Origin of the sequence: Streptomyces sp. enrichment culture, assembly GCF_964272855.1 — a bacterium.
In the GTDB taxonomy this organism is placed as follows: domain Bacteria; phylum Actinomycetota; class Actinomycetes; order Streptomycetales; family Streptomycetaceae; genus Streptomyces.
This window is the reverse complement of sequence record NZ_OZ186847.1, coordinates 368,169-383,408: the sequence shown is the minus strand read 5'-3', so window position 1 is coordinate 383,408 and position 15,240 is coordinate 368,169. Positions and strand designations below refer to the sequence as shown.

The window sequence follows — 15,240 nt, the reverse complement described above, 5'->3', positions numbered from 1 at the left end:
GACGCCGCCGTGAAGCCCGACCCTGGGGGAGGACCGCGATGCACCCTGCCGTACGGACCAGAACGGCGGCGCCCCGCCCGGCGGCGACCGCCGTACCGCAGCCACGCACCCGGCGCGTCCGGTCGCTGATCGACGCGGACGCCATCCATGTCCTGCACCGTGCCGCGCGCGTGCTGATGGACGACCTGGCCGAGCTGACCGACCGGCTGCTGGCCGTCGTACAGGACCAGGAACCGGCCTACCGGGCCGCGGTGGAGAGCGACCCGGTGGGCGTCTGGCAGGAGACGCACCGCTCGCTGCGGCACAGCGTGGCCTCGCTGCTCGACCCGCGCGGCGCCCGCGACGCGGCCCGCCGCTGCTCGTGGCGGATCGGCGCCGTCCGCGCCGAGCAGGGCCTGCCGCTGGACGCGGTGCTGCACGCGTTCCGGCTGGGCGGATCACTGGTGTGGCAGGGGCTGGTCGAGGAGACCTCCCGGCGGGCGCCGGAGGACGTGCGGCTGCTCGTCCATGTCGCGGCCGACGTGTGGAACTTCGTCGACGAGCACTGCACCATCGTCACCGACGCCTACCGGCAGGTCGAACGACAGCTGACCTGGCGGCGCGAGAACCGCGTCCGGCTGCTGGCCTCCGCGCTCCTCGACGGCACCAGCCGCATCGCCGACCTGCCGGAGACTGCGCGGGCCCTGGAGATGCCGGAGCACGGCCGGTACGTCGTCGTCGCGGTCGCCGACGGCGGCCTCGGCGGCACCCGGGGCGCCGCCGTGGTGCGGGGCGGGGCGCGGGTCCACTGGCACGCGGGCGTGGACGTCGACTACGGCATCGTGCTGCTCGGCGACGACGACCGCGACGGCGACGAGGGCGTGCCGGAGCCGACCGGCGGGCCGGGGACCAGGATCGGCGTCGGCGGTGCCGTGGACGGGCTGGCCTCCGTCGGCGAGGCCCGCAGACTCGCCGACACCGCGCTGCGGATGTGCCCCACGGACGGTGGCACGATCCGGCTCACCGAGCACCTGCCCGCGGCCCTCGTCGTGTCGTCCCCCGAACTCGGCACCACCCTCGCCGACCGGGTCCTCGGCCCGCTGGAGCAGGTGGAGCCCGCCGACCGCGAGGTCCTGCTGGACACCGTGGCCACCTGGCTGGCCTGCGACGGCTCCGCGCAGCGCGCGGGCGAGCGCCTGTACTGCCACCGCAACACCGTCCTCAACCGCCTGCGCCGCTTCGAGCAGCTGACCGAACGTTCCCTGGCCCGCCCGTCCGACCTGGTCGAGATCAGCCTCGCCCTGACGGCCCGCCGCCTGCTCCGCCCCGGACGACCCTGACGGCGATCCGACGACGACTGACGACAACCTGACGACAACCTGACGACGACCCGACGAAACGCCTGCCCCGAGGGGCCGGGCCCGGCCGGCAGCACGCGCCGGGGCCCGGCCCCTTCGCTGTCGCCAGTCGCCAGTCGCCAGTCGCCAGTCGCCAGTCGCCAGTCAGCAGTCGCCAGTCAGCAGTCGCCAGTCAGCCGTAGGCGGTCGCCAGTCGGCAGCCGCCAGTCGGCCGTAGGCGGTCGACAGCCGGCAGTCGGCGGTCGGCCGTAGGCGGTCGGCAGTCGGCCGTAGGCCAGTCGGTCCACGTGCCCGCCCCGCCCTGGGCATCCGCACAACGCCCCGCCCCGCCGACTGGGACCGCGCACCCACCACCCGGAGAACCCTGTACCGCCCTCCGCCGCCCGTGCTGTCGTGAGCTCCCCTTCCACCGAACATCCGTGCCCGCGCGGCACGGACCCGAGGAGCCGCGATGCCTGAAAGCCCACCGGACGACGAGCCCGCGCTGCACGTCGACGGCCTCGACGTGACGTACGGCCGCGCGCTGTCCGCACTCCGCTCGGTGTCCCTGACCGTCCCGCACGGCGGCGTGGTGACACTGCTGGGCGCCAACGGCGCCGGGAAGACCACCCTGCTGCGGGCGGTCTCCGGCACGCTGCGCCTGCACCGCGGCACGATCACGGGCGGCCGGGTCCGCTACGGCGACACCGAGCTCGACGGCCAGGACCCCGTCGCCGCGGTCCGCGCCGGAGTCGTCCAGGTCCCCGAGGGCAGGCGGGTGTTCGCCGGTCTCACCGTCGACGAGAACCTGCGCGCCGGCGGGCTCGGCCTCGGCCGGCGCAGCCCCGCCCAGGTCCGCGAGTCCCGCGACCGCGTCTTCGCGCTCTTCCCCCGCCTCGCCGAACGCACCGGGCAGGCCGCCGGGCTGCTCTCCGGCGGCGAGCAGCAGATGCTGGCGATCGGCCGCGCCCTGATGGCCGCCCCGCGGCTGCTCCTGCTGGACGAGCCGTCCCTCGGCCTCGCCCCGCTGATGGTGAACCGGATCGCCGACGTGATCCGGGAGATCAACGCGCAGGGCACGGCCGTGCTGCTGGTCGAGCAGAACGCCGGCATGGCGCTGTCGCTCGCCCGGCACGCCTACGTCCTGGAGGTCGGCGAGGTCCGCCTGTCCGGCCCCGCCGACGAACTCGCCAGCACGGACGCCGTACGCCGCCTCTACCTCGGCGAGTCCGAAGACGGTCAGGGGGCCGCGTGACCGACCGCGCCACTTCGCCGCCCGAGCTGGCCGTCCAGGACGTCACCGTCCGGTTCGCCGGTCTCACCGCCCTCGACGCCGTCTCCTTCACCGTGGCCCCCGGCTCGGTGCACGCGGTGATCGGACCCAACGGGGCGGGCAAGTCCACCTGCTTCAACGTCCTGTCCGGCCTGTGCCGCCCCGCGTCCGGCACCGTCCGGCTCGGCGGCACCGAGCTGACCCGGCTCGCCCCGCACCGCGTCGCCCGCCTGGGCGTGGCCCGCACCTTCCAGAACATCGTCACCACCGAGGGCACCGTCGCCGACAACCTGATGCTCGGCCGCCACGCGCTGACCCGCGCGGGCTTCGCCACCAGTGCCCTGCGCCTGCCCGGCGCGCTGCGCGAACAGCGCGAGCACCGGGAACGCGCCCGCGAGATCGCCGAACTCACCGGCCTCGGCGACCACTTCGACACCCCCGTCGCGGTCCTGTCCTACGGCGACCGCAAGCGTGTGGAGTTCGCCCGCGCCCTCTGCCTCGAGCCGCGCGTGCTGCTCCTCGACGAGCCGGTGGCCGGCATGAACGGCGCCGAACGCGCCCGCACCGCCGAGGTGATCCGGGACGTGCGCGAGCGACTGGGCCTGTCCGTCCTGATCGTGGAGCACGACATGGGTCTCGTGATGCGGCTCGCCGACGAGGTCACCGTCCTCGACTTCGGCCGCGCCATCGCCCACGGCACCCCCGAGGAGGTGCGGCGCGACCCCGAGGTGCTGCGCGCTTACCTCGGCACCGGCGAGACGGGGGAGGACGCGGCATGACCGGCTTCCTGGACCACCTGCTCAACGGCCTCGCCCTCGGCGCGGTCTACGCCCTGGTCGCGCTCGGCTTCGTCGTCATCTTCAAGGCGTCCGGCGTGCTCAACTTCGCCCACGGCTCCCTGCTGCTGCTCGGCGGCTACCTCACCGCCGTACTCCACGACGACCTCGGCTTCGCCGGCGCCCTCGCGGCGGCCGTCCTGGTGACCGGGCTCGTGGCCGGCGCCATGGACCGGCTGCTGCTGCGCGGCGGCGACCGCGACCCGCGCGCCGCCCATGTGCAGACCATCGTGACCATCGGCGTCGACATCGTCCTGGTCACCGACCTCGCCCGGCGCATCGGCGGCGACCTGCTCACCCTCGGCGACCCCTGGGGCGACTCGGTCACCGAGATCGGCTCGGTGACCGTCGCCGACAGCCGCCTCGCCGCGATCGCGGTGTCCGCCGTCGTCATCGGCGCGGTCTTCGCCCTCTTCCGGTACACCGCCTGGGGCCTGTCGCTGCGGGCCGCGTCCGAGGACCTGGAGGCGGCGGCCCTGATGGGCGTACGGCTGAACCGGGTGCGCATGCTCGCCTGGTGCCTGGCCGGGGCGCTCGCCGCGCTCGCCGCCGTGTTCCTCGCCGCGTTCCCGGCGCCCGGCCTGGAACGCACCACCGGGCAGATCGCCCTGAAGGCCTTTCCCGCCGCGATCCTCGGCGGCATGGCCTCCCCGCCCGGCGCCCTGGCGGGCAGCCTCCTGATCGGCCTGACCGAGGCCCTGGTCGCCGGCTACCAGTCCGAACTGCACGTGCTGGGCGAGGGCTTCGGCGACGTCGCCCCGTACGCCGTGATGGTCCTCGTCCTCCTCGTTCGGCCCACCGGGCTGTTCGGCGCGAAGGGAGCGGTCCGTGTCTGACCTCCTCAAGCGCGGCCGGTTCCTGCTGCCCGCCCTGCTCCTCGCCGCCCTCCCGTTCTACCTGGACGCCTTCTGGCTGCGGATCGGCCTGTTCGCCATGGCGGCCGCCATCGGCGCGGTCGGCCTCGGACTGCTGGCGGGCACCGCCGGCCAGCTCTCCCTCGGCCACGCCTTCTTCCTCGCCGTCGGCGCCTACGGCTACGCCTGGCTGGCCGGCGAACCCGGCCCCGGCCTGCCGCCCGCGCTCGCCCTCGTCCTCGCGGTGCTGCTCGCCGGAGCCGCGGGCGGCCTGTTCAGCCCGGTCGCCGGCCGGGTCAAGGGCATCTACCTGGGCGTGGCCACCCTCGCCCTGGTCTTCCTCGGCCACCACGTCCTGCTCACCGCGGACTCCGTCACCGGCGGCTTCAACGGCCGCTCCGTCCCGCCGCTGAGCGTCGGCGGCTTCAGCTTCGCCGACACCGACCCCGAACTCGTCGTGCTGGGCGTGCCGTTCGGCGCCGAGGAACGCCTGTGGTACCTGGGGCTCGCGCTGTTCGCGCTCACCTGGTTCACCGCCCGCGGCATACTGCGCGGACGCCCCGGCCGCGCCCTGGTGGCCGTACGCGACAGCGAGACCGCGGCCGCCGTCCTGGGCGTCGACGTGGCCCGCTACCGCTCGGCCGCCTTCGTCGTCTCCTCGATGTACGCGGGCCTCGCCGGAGCGCTGCTCGCGCTCGGCTTCCGCCGCATCGTGCCCGACTACTTCGGACTCGCCCTCTCCGTCGACTACCTCGCCATGATCGTCATCGGCGGTCTCGGCTCGGTCGCCGGAGCCACCGCGGGAGCCGTGTTCGTCACCGCGCTCCCCCTGCTGATGACCCGGTACGCGGACCATCTGCCGCTGGTCGCCGCCCCCGGCAGCACCGGGGGAGCCGTCGGCCCCACCGAGGCCGCCCGCTACCTCTACGGCGCCGCGATCGTCCTGATCCTCCTGTACGCCCCCGACGGCCTGCACGGACTCGCCCGCCGGCTACGCGCCCGCACGGCGCGCCGCCGCGACCCCGCCACTCCCGCTCTCGCCTCACCCGCACGACCCAAGGAGCACACCCCGTGAACACCTCCCGCACCACCAAGACCCTGGTCGCCTCGGCCGTCGCGGCACTGCTGCTCGCGGGCTGCAGCTCCAAGGCGGACGACGGCAAGGCCGAGGCCGCCGCCGACGGCGTCAAGACCGGCCCCGGCGTCACCGACGACCGCATCCGGCTGGGCGCCCTCACCGACCTCACCGGCCCCTACGCCACCCTCGGCAAGAGCATCGTGCAGGCGCAGAAGATGTGGGCCGACGAGACCAACGCGGCCGGCGGCATCTGCGGCCGCAAGGTCGAGATCGTCGTCGAGGACCACGGCTACGACGTCCAGAAGGCCGTCACCGCCTACGCCGACCTGTCGCCCGACGTCGTCGCCCTGCCCCAGGTCATCGGCTCCCCGGTGGTCGCCGCCCTGATCGACGACATCGAGCGCGACGACCTGCTGACCTTCCCGCAGGCCTGGGCCGCGTCCCTGCTCGGCAAGGACTCCGTGCAGGTCATCGGCACCACCTACGACGTCGACATGATCGCCGCGGTCGACTTCCTCACCCGCACCAAGGGCCTGAAGAAGGGCGACACCATCGGCCACGTCTACTTCGAGGGCGACTACGGCGCCAACGCCCTGGAGGGCTCCACCTGGGCAGCGAAGCGCGCGGGTCTGAAGATCGCCGACCAGAAGATCAAGGCCACCGACACCGACCTGTCCGCCCAGGTGTCCGCGCTGCGCGAGGCCGGAGTGAAGGCGGTCCTGATCAGCGCCGGCCCCGCCCAGACCGCCTCCCTCGCCGGGGTCGCCGCCTCGCGCGGACTGCGCGTGCCCATCGTGAGCAGCGCCCCCGGCTTCGCGCCCCAGCTGATGAAGACGCCCGCGGCGAAGGCCCTGGAGGGCATGCTGAACGTAGTCAGCGCCGCCCCGGCGGTCAGCTCGGACCTGCCCGGCGTCAAGAAGATGGTGGCCGCGTACGAGAAGAAGTTCCCGGGTTCGCCGGTCGACTCCGGTGTGCTCTCCGGCTACAACGCGGCGCAGTTGCTCGGCACCGACCTGAAGAAGGCCTGCGAGGCGGGCAGCCTGGCCCGGGAGGACGTGGTGAAGGCCCACCGCGCCCGGAAGGTCGCCGACACCGGCCTCGGCACCCCGCAGAACTTCTCCGAGGTCGACCGCCCCGCCAGCGTCGAGACGTACGTGCTCAAGCCGGACGCCAAGGCGGTCGGCAACATGGTGGTCGTGGAGGAGGCGCACGCCGCGCCGGGCGTGGAGGACTACCTGAACTCGTAGGACAGGCAACGCGATTGGGAAGGTGGTCCGGTACGGATCACCTTCCCGGCGGATTCCGCCATCCACTGGCATCCGTCACCGGTGGATCCCTAGGATGTGCAGCCTGTGAGGCCATGCGGCGCGGCGCGGCACGTAGCTGGGGGAACCATGAACACCGGTAAGCAGCTCTCCACGGAGATCGACGCCAACGTCCCTACCGCCGCGCGGATGTACGACTACTACCTCGGCGGCAAGGACAACTACGCCGCGGACCGCGCGGCCTGCGAGGAACTGGACAAGGTCGTCCCCAGCACCCGCCGGCTCGCGCTGAACAACCGGCGCTTCCTCCAGCGGGTCGTCCGGACGCTCGCCGAGGAGCACGGCATCCGGCAGTTCCTCGACCACGGCTCCGGCCTGCCGACCCAGGACAACGTCCACCAGGTCGCCCAGCGCCACGACCCGAGCGCCCACGTGGTGTACGTCGACAACGACCCGATGGTGCTGGTCCACGGCCGCGCACTGCTGGAGCAGGACGAGCGCACCACCGTCATCCACGCGGACATGCGCGAGACCGAGGCGATCCTCGACCACCCGGAGACCCGGCGTCTGATCGACTTCGACCAGCCGGTCGCCGTGCTCTTCAACTCGGTCTTCCACTGCATCCCGGACAGCGACACCGACGGACCGCTCGCCGTGGTCCGCCGCGTCACCGAACGCCTCGCGCCGGGCAGCTTCCTGCTGATGTGCCAGCTGGTGAGCGAGGACCCCGAGGTCCGCGAGTTCGTCACCGACTTCATGGACCAGGTCACCCAGGGCCACTGGGGCCGCGTACGCGAGCCGAAGGACGTCGCCGAGTGGTTCGAGGGCCTTGAGATCCTGGAGCCGGGCCTGGTCGAGGTCTCCACCTGGCGCCCCGACTCGGAGGTGGCGCCCCGTCAGCTCACCCACGAGTGGATCGAGTTCGGCGGAGTGGCCCGCAAGCCCTAGGGGATGTCTCGCCGATCACGCCGGGCTCGCGGCGCCTGGCACCGCGCCTCGCCGCGTTGTCGTCGGTCCCCGATTCCCCCAACTTCTCGGCTCCGCTCGAGCAGGGGGACCTCCATCGCATCGGCTACTCCTCCGCCTTGCGATGCACGGCACCAGACGCCGCTCCCTGATCCGGCCTGATCGACGAGACACCCCCTAGCGGGATCTCCGGCAGCCGGGCCCGTCACTCGGCCGGATAGCGCCGCTCCATCGTCTCGCTGAGCAGGGTCAGCGAGTCCTTCGGGGTCAGGGCCTCGTCGGCGAGGCGGTCGAGGGCTACTCGGTACTCCTCCGTCTCGTCGCGGTCCTCGAGGAAGTTCGCGCTGCGGATGTGCTCGAGGTAGACGACGTCCGGCAGGTCGAGGCCGCCGAAGCGGAGGTAGGTGATCGGGATGGAGGGTGCCGAGGCGTTCGTGACGTCCAGTGGCACCACCTGGAGCGTGACATTCGGCCGCTGGGCCATCTCGATCAGATGCGTCAGCTGGTCGCGCATCACGGCCTTGCTGCCGAGCACCCGCAGCACCACCGACTCGTCGACGATCGCCCACAGCTGCGGGGCGTCCGGCCGGTCCAGCAACTCGGCGCGGCGGGTGCGCAGTTCGACACGCCGGAGCACTTCCTTCTCCGGCGCGACCGGCAGGCCGCGGCGGACCACGGCTTGGGCGTACGCCGGAGTCTGGAGGAGACCCGGTACGTACTGGATCTCGAAGGTACGGATCGCGGCGGCGGCCTCCTGGAGCCCGACGAGCCGGTCGAACCACTCCGGCATCAGCCGCTTGTCGTACCGCTGCCACCAGCCCGGCTCCCCGGCCCGGCGCAGCAGCTCCAGCAGGACGGACGACTCGTGCTCGTCCACCTCGTACAGCCGCAGCAGGGCCCGAACGTCCGTCTCGGTCGGAGGTTTGCGGCCCTTGCCCGCCTCGATCCTGGACAGCTTCGCCGGACTGAAGCCGAGGGCGCGGGCCGCCTGGTCCTGGGCCAGTCCGGCATCCTCCCGCAGACCCGCCAACTGGACGCCGACCAGCATCTTCAGCAGGGTGGGTGCGGGTTCGGCCCGGTCCAGATAGGGCCGGAGGCGCACCACGCGTTGCGACTCGGCGGACATCCCGACTCCCGGAAATGCAGGCAGAAGAGAGGGACAGCTTAGCGCAGTCCCGCATCCCGGCGCCGCATATGCCGGGTGAGCGCGGGGTGTTGGCGGTGGTGCGCCGCCGCGGCTCGCGCGGGTCCCGCGCCTCACACCAGGTGGTCGAACTCCCCGTCCTTGGCGCCGGCCAGGAACGCCGCCACCTCGGCCGCCGTGTACACGAGGGCGGGCCCGTCGGGGTCGCGGGAGTTGCGCAGGGCGACGGCGCCGTCGGCCAGCGGGGCGACCTCGACGCAGTTGCCCTCCGCGTTGCTGTGCCGGCTCTTGATCCACTGGGTGTCCAGCGTGCTGGCAGGTACTCCGTTCGGTACGGGTGACATCGACCTCTCCCTGGTGTCGGGGGTGCCTTCGGGTTCGCCGTGGTCTGTGCCCACGCATCGGCCGCCTATCCGGAAACGCGCGCAATTTCTTGTGCAATTGCACGCGACGGCCGACGGCGTGGATAATAGACCGCGCGTCAACCCGCTGGGAGACGCCCGACCATGACGTCGCATCAGGGAGCTGCCGTGCCCTCGTCCGCGCAGCACAGGTCCGCCGAACCGCTGGTCACCACCGGTGCGGAAGGCATGGTCGAGGCGCTGGCCGCCACCCGGGGCGGCACCCCGCGGGACTGGTCGCCCCCGGGCCGCTCGGAGGTCGGAAGCCGACCGCCGGCGGACGGGTCGCCGACCACCCCCTCGTTACTGCCATGACCGCTGCGGAAAGGCCCCACGCCATGCGCACCGCTTCGACGGGACACCCCGGCACCGAGTGCTCCGAGCACCCCGCGATCCTGGCGTCGCTCGGAGATGTGCCGTGGCACGAGATCCAGGACTCCACCGGCTCCGCCGCCGCCATCCCGGGACTGCTCGACGACATCGCCCGGGGCAGCGCCGACACGGCGACGGCCGCGCTGGGCGAGCTGCGGAACCGTATCTGCCAGTACGGCTTCGTCGTCGAGCAGGCGACGGCCGCCACCGTCCCCTTCCTGTGGGAGCTGGCCCAACTGCCCCACGTCTCCTGCCGGCCCCAGATCATCCGGCTGCTCGCCAGCATCGCCGAGGCCCGGCAGTGGGAGCACACCGCCAGCGCCTACCCCAAGCTGCTCAACCGCCGCGAGAACCCGGTGGTGTGGGAGCGCGCGGCCCGCCAGGCCGTGCGTGAGCGGCGCGGCACCCTCGGGTCCCTGATGGACGAGCAGGACACCGAGGTCGCCCGCGCCACCACCGAACTCGCTCGCTGCCTCGGCGTGTAGCGCCTCGACCGGTCTCACGCTGCGGACACTCCGACCCGACCGCCGCGCGGTGGTGTACCCCTGGCCGAACAGGGCAGAAAGCGCTTCCTGAAGGCCACCCGGAATCCACAAGGTCACCGGAGAGGAACACCACCGATGGCATCGCCGTTGGAACAACCGCTCGACCACCGCTACCGGGGCGAACACCCGATTCGCACCCTCGCCTACCTCTTCCGCGCCGACCGCCGGCGCCTGGCCGCCGCGGTCGCCGTCTTCACCTTCAAACACAGTCCGATCTGGCTGCTCCCGCTGATCACCGCGTCCATCATCGACACGGTCGTCCAGCACCAGCCCATCGGCCGGCTCTTCACCAGCACCGGGGTCATCCTCTTCATCCTGCTGGTCAACTACCCGCTGCACGTGCTCTACGTCCGCCTCCTCTACGGCAGCGTCCGCCGCATGGGCACCGCCCTGCGCTCCGCGCTGTGCACCCGCATGCAGCAGCTGTCCATCGGCTACCACTCCCGGGTCAGCGCCGGCGTCCTGCAGGCCAAGGTGGTCCGGGACGTCGAGACGGTCGAGCAGATGGTCCAGCAGACCGCGGAGCAGGGGCTCGGCGCCACCACCGTGCTCATCGGCGGCCTGGTCATCATCGCCGTCCGCACCCCCGAGTTCCTCCCCGTCTTCCTGATCGTCGTGCCCGCCGCCGCCCTCCTCGTCGCCCGGCTGCGGTCCCGGCTGCGCACCCACAACGAACACTTCCGGCACGAGGTGGAGACCCTGTCGTCCAGGGTGACCGAGATGACCCGCCTCATCCCGGTCACCCGCGCCCACGGCCTGGAGGGCAAGGCCCTGCGCCGCATGGACGGCACCCTGCGCCGGCTGCTCACCTCCGGGATGCGCCTCGACCTCGTCAACGGCCGGTTCGGCTCACTGGCCTGGGTGGTGCTCAACGTGGTCGGCGTCCTGGTGCTCGCCGGCGCCGCGCTCATCTCGTACTACGGCGTCTGGGGCGTCACCCCCGGCGACGTCGTCATGCTCAGCGCCTTCCTCACCACCCTCACCAACTCGGTGACCACGCTGGCCGGACTGACCCCGGTCATATCCAAGGGCCTGGAGTCGGTCCGCTCGGTCGGCGAAGTGCTCCAGGCACCCGAACTGGAGGACAACGAGGGCAAGGCCGAGGTCACCTCGCTGCGCGGCGCCGTCACCTTCGAGGGCGTCGGCTACGCCTACGACGGCGGACGCGCCGCGGTCCGCGACTTCACCCTCGACGTCACCCCCGGCGAGACCATCGCCCTGGTGGGCGCCTCCGGCGCCGGCAAGTCCACCGTCCTCAACCTGGTCATCGGGTTCATCCGCCCCACCTCGGGCCGGCTGCTGCTCGACGGCGCCGACATGGCCGGCCTCGACCTGCGCACCTACCGGCGGTTCGTGTCGGTGGTCCCGCAGGAGTCGATCCTCTTCGACGGCACCGTCCGCGACAACGTCGCCTACGGCATGGACGACGCCGGCGAGGAGACCGTCCGCGCGGCGCTGCGGGACGCCAACGCCCTGGAGTTCGTCGACCGGTTGCCCAAGGGCCTCGACACCCTGGTCGGGGAGCACGGGGCGCGGCTGTCAGGCGGTCAGCGGCAGCGGCTCGCCATCGCCCGCGCCCTGATCCGGGACCCGAGGGTGCTGGTCCTCGACGAGGCGACCTCCGCCCTGGACACCCGCTCCGAGGCGCTCGTCCAGGAGGCGCTCGCCCGGCTGCTGCACGGCCGTACCACCTTCGTCGTGGCGCACCGGCTGTCCACCGTGCGGGGCGCGGACCGGATCGTGGTGATGGGCGACGGCCGGATCGAGGAGATCGGCACCCACGAGGAACTGCTCCGCCGGGGTGGCGCGTACGCGGCGCTGCACAGCGGACAAGCCGCCTGAGACCGCCCCGCGACCGCCCCGCGCACGGGCGTCGGGCAACGGTATCGCGTCAATTGCGCCCGGCGCTCACCGGAGGTGATTGGTCCGGCACCTACCGGGCATACGCAGCGAAAAAGCCGAGAGAGGGGCGCCCCGTGCTTGTACCGGACCCGAAGGTCGTCAGAAAGCTGCTGACCCGGTACGCGACCCTGCAGATCGCCCAGGCGGAGCGGGAGAGTGCGGCCACAGCACGCGAGTTGGATGACGTCAGCTACACGCTCTGCGTGATGATGGGCACCACAGATATCCGTGACGCCATCGCCAAGGCGGACGCTCTGCTGACCGACGGCCGGGCGGCGGACCCGGACGAGGACAGCGGCCTGTCGCTGGCGGTCTGACCCCGCCGTACGACACCGCCGTACCCCCCGCGACGCCGGTACCACGGTCAGGGAACCGTGGTACCGGCGTCGCACGACCGCTCCGGTCGCCGCGGAGCGGGCCGGGCCAGCCACTCGGCGATCGTCCGGGCGATCGGCTGGCCCGTGTCGATCTCCACGAACCCGAACTGCCCCGACTGGTTGCACTCCAGGAACCACCACGTGCCGTCGGCGTCCTCGACGAAGTCGAAAGCGCCGTAAGCCAGTTCCGCCTCCCGCAGATACCCGTGCACCGCCTCGGCGATCCGCGGCGGGACCTCGGTCTCCGCCCAGGGCGCGGCGGGCTCGGCGAAACGTACGTCGACGTCGTCGGGGTCGGCGTCGGGCGGGGTCTCCTTGCGGGCGGCCAGCAGCCGCTCGCCCACCGCCGTGAGCCGGATGTCGGCGCGCTTGGCGATCCGCCGCTGCAACAGCGTCGGCCCGAACGCGACCGCGGCGAAGTCGGTGCCGGGCGCCACCCGGCTGGTCGGCACGGCGCGCGGCGGCTCCTGCGGATGCGCGCCCGAGACCGGCTTGACCACCAGATCCGGGAAGCGCTCGGCGAAGTCCCGCGCCGCCTGCGGGAACGTCGTGATCAGTGTGGCCGGCACGGGCAGCCCGCTGCGCTGGGCGAGGCGCAGCTGCCACGGCTTGTGGCGGGCCCGGCGGGCCGCGTCGGGATGGTTCATCCAGCGGACGCCGGTGCCGCGCAGCATGCCGTAGAGCGCCTGTGAGGACTCCTCGGTCAGCCAGGCGGACGGTGTGGCCGCGTGGGCGGCCGGAGCGCCCGGCCGCCGCACCCATACGGACCGCAGCCCGTCCATGCCCACCAGCCGCCCGGCGGACCACAGATGGCCCCGGAAGGAGCCGTGCACGAATTCCCCCGAGAGGGCGACCCCGCCGGTCAGATCGGCGGGGTCGAGCCGGACCACCGGCACTCCGGACGCGTGGAGGTGCACGACGACCATGTCGGCCGTCACGTCCTGGTCGCTGGTCAGGATCAGTACGGTCATCTCCGACGGTCCGTGGTCAGTCGTCGAAATGAGTCTTGGAGCCCGCCGTGGACGTCGTGGTCCCCAGTTCCCGGAGCAAGGCGTGATCGGTGGCGGCGATCCGGCCGTCGAACAGCACGTTCAGCTGCCGTCCGGGGTCGTAGGCATAGGGGGTGGTGACGTCCAACTCCGCCGCCGGGCGTGCGTAGTTGAGCGCGAACGGTTGCATCGTCTCTCCCTCGTCGGTGCTGCCCCGGTGAAGCCGCGGCGGGCCGACTACCTGACCGCGCCCGCTGGATCTCCAGGGCTTCCATGGACTTATACGAATCGAACGCCTGGTTGGTTTCCTTACGCTCCGTAGTTTTTCTGGGTGCGGGCGCCCTGAACCTGAGACGGTTCAGGGCGCCCCGCGGTTGAGTCCGGCGAGGATTACGGAGAGGCGACCGGCCTGAGGTCCGGCGAGTGCGCGGAGCGTAGGAACAAGTGCGTGATGGGCCGTCCACTCCTCCAATTCCCTGATACGGCTCCGGTATTGCCTCCCAGCTCCCGACCTGTCGCGCGGGCGCGGCGGAGGAGGGACCGGGTGGACACCTGGGAAAGGAGGGAGAGGAAGAAAGCGAGGAATGCGAGGATCGGGAACCGGCCGGGCGCCGATCCGTACCGTCGGCTCGCCCGGCCTGGTGTCCGCTACGGCGCTTCGGGCGGCCCGGGCGTCTCGGTCCGGTCCTCGGTGTCCGTCCGGGACTCGGGCGCGGCGGCGCGCTTGGCCTTTACGCCGCCCTTGAGGCGTTCCAGCGTGCGGGTCAACTGCTGGAACGGGGAGACGGGCTGGGTGTCCTGATTCCGCTCCTGCTCGCGCGGGGCGGGGAGGGACGCCGCGGCGGCGGACTCCCGGTAGGCGGCCAGCGCCTCGTTCGCCCGCTCGGCGGCCTCCCGGTACAGGTCACGGGACTTGGTCATGGCCTCCAGCGCCTCGGCGTACATGGCCACCAGGGCGCGCTCGCGCTCCAGCTCCTCCTCCAGCGTCAGCAGATGCCAGTCCTCGCGCAGCGCGGTCAGCACCTCGTCGGCGCCCTTCGGCAGCGGCCTGGGCGCGCGGGCGAAACGGGTCACCGCGTCGATCAGCTCGGTGGGCCGGGAGCCGTCCAGGAAGACGTTGCGCACGGCGAAGCGGCCCCGGTCGTACCCCTCCGGAGCGGGGATGCCGGGCAGGACCACGGCGCCACCGCGCGGCACCTCCACGCCGAACTCCCGCAGCGCCCAGTTCACGGCGCGCAGCTGGTGCGGGGCGGCGCGGTGCTCCACCACGCGGTGCCGCACTCCCGGCGGCAGCAGCGGGCTCAGCGGGCGCCGGCCGCTTTCGTCCGGGGTCATGGCCTCGTGCACGACGACATGGACCGTCCAGGTGTCGGGTGCGGCGTTGCGCAGGACGCGCCGCAGCTCCTTGTCGTCGGCCGGCAGCGGATTGATGTCGCGGAGCCGCAGCTCGGAACCGCTCGCCCGGTCCCAGCCGGCTGCCGGGGCGTCAGGGCTGTCCGGCGCGGGGGGGCCGTCCGGGGCGTCGGGGCCTTCGGTGGCGTCGGGCCAGAACATGGTCACGGGTGACGGCCACTGGAGGTCCCAGGCGGCCTCCGCCTCGGCGGCGAGCACCCACTCCCGGCCGCCGTCCGAGGCGTCCGCGAGGGCCAGCCGCGCCCGCACGGTCACCTCCCCGGCGACCAGCCAGCGGGCCTCGAAGACCCGCTCCCGGGCGCCCTCCGTCTCGGGCGGCTCCATGTGACCGTGGATCACACCGCGCTCTTTGAGGTCGCGCAGATTGCGTCGCAGCACCTCCTCGGCGGCGGTACCGACATGGCGGCCGCGAGCCAGCCACACCGTGGGGGGAGTCGTGGGGCGGTCGGTGGTGGAGGTCGACATGGGTCCATCTGTGAGCGGGGGCGTCGTGCAGCTGCCAGTATCGT

Annotated in this window: 16 protein-coding genes; 11 read left to right on the top strand and 5 right to left on the bottom strand. The window is 72.7% G+C overall.

All coding sequences use genetic code 11. The features are described 5' to 3' along the window. Positions 1-38: 38 nt before the first annotated feature. The 7 genes from ACSU6L_RS01490 (at position 39) to ACSU6L_RS01460 (ending at position 7,570) form a co-directional block, all read left to right on the top strand. Positions 39-1,319 carry a PucR family transcriptional regulator gene (locus tag ACSU6L_RS01490; RefSeq protein ID WP_437052723.1) on the top strand — a complete coding sequence of 427 codons (1,281 nt, stop codon included), beginning with the start codon at positions 39-41 and terminating at the stop codon, positions 1,317-1,319. Positions 1,320-1,788: 469 nt separating this feature from the next. Beyond that, entirely contained in the window at positions 1,789-2,571 is a 783-nt protein-coding gene (locus ACSU6L_RS01485; protein ID WP_437052721.1) for an ABC transporter ATP-binding protein, read from the top strand. After that, positions 2,568-3,368, top strand: coding sequence for an ABC transporter ATP-binding protein (locus ACSU6L_RS01480; protein ID WP_437052719.1), 801 nt, complete (start codon positions 2,568-2,570; stop codon positions 3,366-3,368). Before ACSU6L_RS01485 ends, ACSU6L_RS01480 begins: the two co-directional genes overlap by 4 nt. Continuing rightward, on the top strand, positions 3,365-4,261 hold the full coding sequence (locus ACSU6L_RS01475) for a branched-chain amino acid ABC transporter permease (RefSeq protein WP_073939810.1): 897 nt from the start codon (positions 3,365-3,367) through the stop codon (positions 4,259-4,261). The genes ACSU6L_RS01480 and ACSU6L_RS01475 overlap by 4 nt, the downstream gene beginning before the upstream one ends. Beyond that, complete coding sequence (locus ACSU6L_RS01470) at positions 4,254-5,354, top strand: branched-chain amino acid ABC transporter permease (RefSeq protein WP_437052716.1); 1,101 nt, start codon at positions 4,254-4,256, stop codon at positions 5,352-5,354. The genes ACSU6L_RS01475 and ACSU6L_RS01470 overlap by 8 nt, the downstream gene beginning before the upstream one ends. Then, entirely contained in the window at positions 5,351-6,604 is a 1,254-nt protein-coding gene (locus ACSU6L_RS01465; RefSeq protein ID WP_437052714.1) for an ABC transporter substrate-binding protein, read from the top strand. The genes ACSU6L_RS01470 and ACSU6L_RS01465 overlap by 4 nt, the downstream gene beginning before the upstream one ends. Before the next feature lie 147 nt (positions 6,605-6,751). Next, the gene (locus ACSU6L_RS01460) at positions 6,752-7,570 is read left to right on the top strand and encodes an SAM-dependent methyltransferase (protein ID WP_437052712.1); all 819 of its coding nucleotides are present in this window, start codon (positions 6,752-6,754) and stop codon (positions 7,568-7,570) included. Between the two features lie 223 nt (positions 7,571-7,793). On the opposite strand, the gene ACSU6L_RS01455 is transcribed toward ACSU6L_RS01460, so the two are convergent. Both ACSU6L_RS01455 and ACSU6L_RS01450 read right to left on the bottom strand, forming a co-directional pair. After that, entirely contained in the window at positions 7,794-8,714 is a 921-nt protein-coding gene (locus ACSU6L_RS01455; protein ID WP_437052710.1) for a helix-turn-helix domain-containing protein, read from the bottom strand. A 131-nt stretch (positions 8,715-8,845) separates the two neighbouring features. Next, positions 8,846-9,076, bottom strand: a complete 231-nt coding sequence (locus ACSU6L_RS01450) for a DUF397 domain-containing protein (protein ID WP_073939805.1) — start codon at positions 9,074-9,076, stop codon at positions 8,846-8,848. 186 nt (positions 9,077-9,262) lie between these two features. Between ACSU6L_RS01450 and ACSU6L_RS01445 the strand changes: the two genes are divergently transcribed. The 4 genes from ACSU6L_RS01445 (at position 9,263) to ACSU6L_RS01430 (ending at position 12,269) form a co-directional block, all read left to right on the top strand. After that, the gene (locus ACSU6L_RS01445) at positions 9,263-9,448 is read left to right on the top strand and encodes a hypothetical protein (RefSeq protein WP_437052708.1); all 186 of its coding nucleotides are present in this window, start codon (positions 9,263-9,265) and stop codon (positions 9,446-9,448) included. Positions 9,449-9,471: 23 nt separating this feature from the next. Further along, a complete protein-coding gene (locus ACSU6L_RS01440) occupies positions 9,472-9,990 on the top strand; it encodes a hypothetical protein (RefSeq protein ID WP_437052706.1) in 519 nt (172 codons plus the stop codon). Positions 9,991-10,125: 135 nt separating this feature from the next. Next, the gene (locus ACSU6L_RS01435) at positions 10,126-11,892 is read left to right on the top strand and encodes an ABC transporter ATP-binding protein (protein ID WP_437052704.1); all 1,767 of its coding nucleotides are present in this window, start codon (positions 10,126-10,128) and stop codon (positions 11,890-11,892) included. 134 nt (positions 11,893-12,026) lie between these two features. Continuing rightward, the gene (locus ACSU6L_RS01430; RefSeq protein WP_073939801.1) at positions 12,027-12,269 is read left to right on the top strand and encodes a DUF5133 domain-containing protein; all 243 of its coding nucleotides are present in this window, start codon (positions 12,027-12,029) and stop codon (positions 12,267-12,269) included. Between the two features lie 47 nt (positions 12,270-12,316). Here the strand turns inward: ACSU6L_RS01430 and tgmB are convergent, their stop codons facing one another. The 3 genes from tgmB to ACSU6L_RS01415 form a co-directional block, all read right to left on the bottom strand. After that, positions 12,317-13,300 carry an ATP-grasp ribosomal peptide maturase gene (gene tgmB / locus ACSU6L_RS01425; protein WP_437052702.1) on the bottom strand — a complete coding sequence of 328 codons (984 nt, stop codon included), beginning with the start codon at positions 13,298-13,300 and terminating at the stop codon, positions 12,317-12,319. A gap of 16 nt (positions 13,301-13,316) precedes the next feature. Further along, positions 13,317-13,508 carry a putative ATP-grasp-modified RiPP gene (gene tgmA, locus ACSU6L_RS01420; RefSeq protein ID WP_437052700.1) on the bottom strand — a complete coding sequence of 64 codons (192 nt, stop codon included), beginning with the start codon at positions 13,506-13,508 and terminating at the stop codon, positions 13,317-13,319. 458 nt (positions 13,509-13,966) lie between these two features. Next, complete coding sequence (locus ACSU6L_RS01415; RefSeq protein WP_437052698.1) at positions 13,967-15,196, bottom strand: hypothetical protein; 1,230 nt, start codon at positions 15,194-15,196, stop codon at positions 13,967-13,969. Between the last annotated feature and the right edge of the window lie 44 nt (positions 15,197-15,240).

What these genes read in the sequence shown, in the direction of transcription:
- ACSU6L_RS01490 (WP_437052723.1), top strand. Translation starts at nt 39, where the DNA reads ATGCACCCTGCCGTACGGACCAGAACGGCGGCGCCCCGCCCGGCGGCG.
- ACSU6L_RS01485 (WP_437052721.1), top strand. Translation starts at nt 1,789, where the DNA reads ATGCCTGAAAGCCCACCGGACGACGAGCCCGCGCTGCACGTCGACGGC.
- ACSU6L_RS01475 (WP_073939810.1), top strand. Translation starts at nt 3,365, where the DNA reads ATGACCGGCTTCCTGGACCACCTGCTCAACGGCCTCGCCCTCGGCGCG.
- ACSU6L_RS01460 (WP_437052712.1), top strand. Translation starts at nt 6,752, where the DNA reads ATGAACACCGGTAAGCAGCTCTCCACGGAGATCGACGCCAACGTCCCT.
- ACSU6L_RS01455 (WP_437052710.1), bottom strand. Translation starts at nt 8,714, where the DNA reads ATGTCCGCCGAGTCGCAACGCGTGGTGCGCCTCCGGCCCTATCTGGAC.
- ACSU6L_RS01450 (WP_073939805.1), bottom strand. Translation starts at nt 9,076, where the DNA reads ATGTCACCCGTACCGAACGGAGTACCTGCCAGCACGCTGGACACCCAG.
- ACSU6L_RS01440 (WP_437052706.1), top strand. Translation starts at nt 9,472, where the DNA reads ATGCGCACCGCTTCGACGGGACACCCCGGCACCGAGTGCTCCGAGCAC.
- ACSU6L_RS01435 (WP_437052704.1), top strand. Translation starts at nt 10,126, where the DNA reads ATGGCATCGCCGTTGGAACAACCGCTCGACCACCGCTACCGGGGCGAA.
- tgmB (WP_437052702.1), bottom strand. Translation starts at nt 13,300, where the DNA reads ATGACCGTACTGATCCTGACCAGCGACCAGGACGTGACGGCCGACATG.
- tgmA (WP_437052700.1), bottom strand. Translation starts at nt 13,508, where the DNA reads ATGCAACCGTTCGCGCTCAACTACGCACGCCCGGCGGCGGAGTTGGAC.
- ACSU6L_RS01415 (WP_437052698.1), bottom strand. Translation starts at nt 15,196, where the DNA reads ATGTCGACCTCCACCACCGACCGCCCCACGACTCCCCCCACGGTGTGG.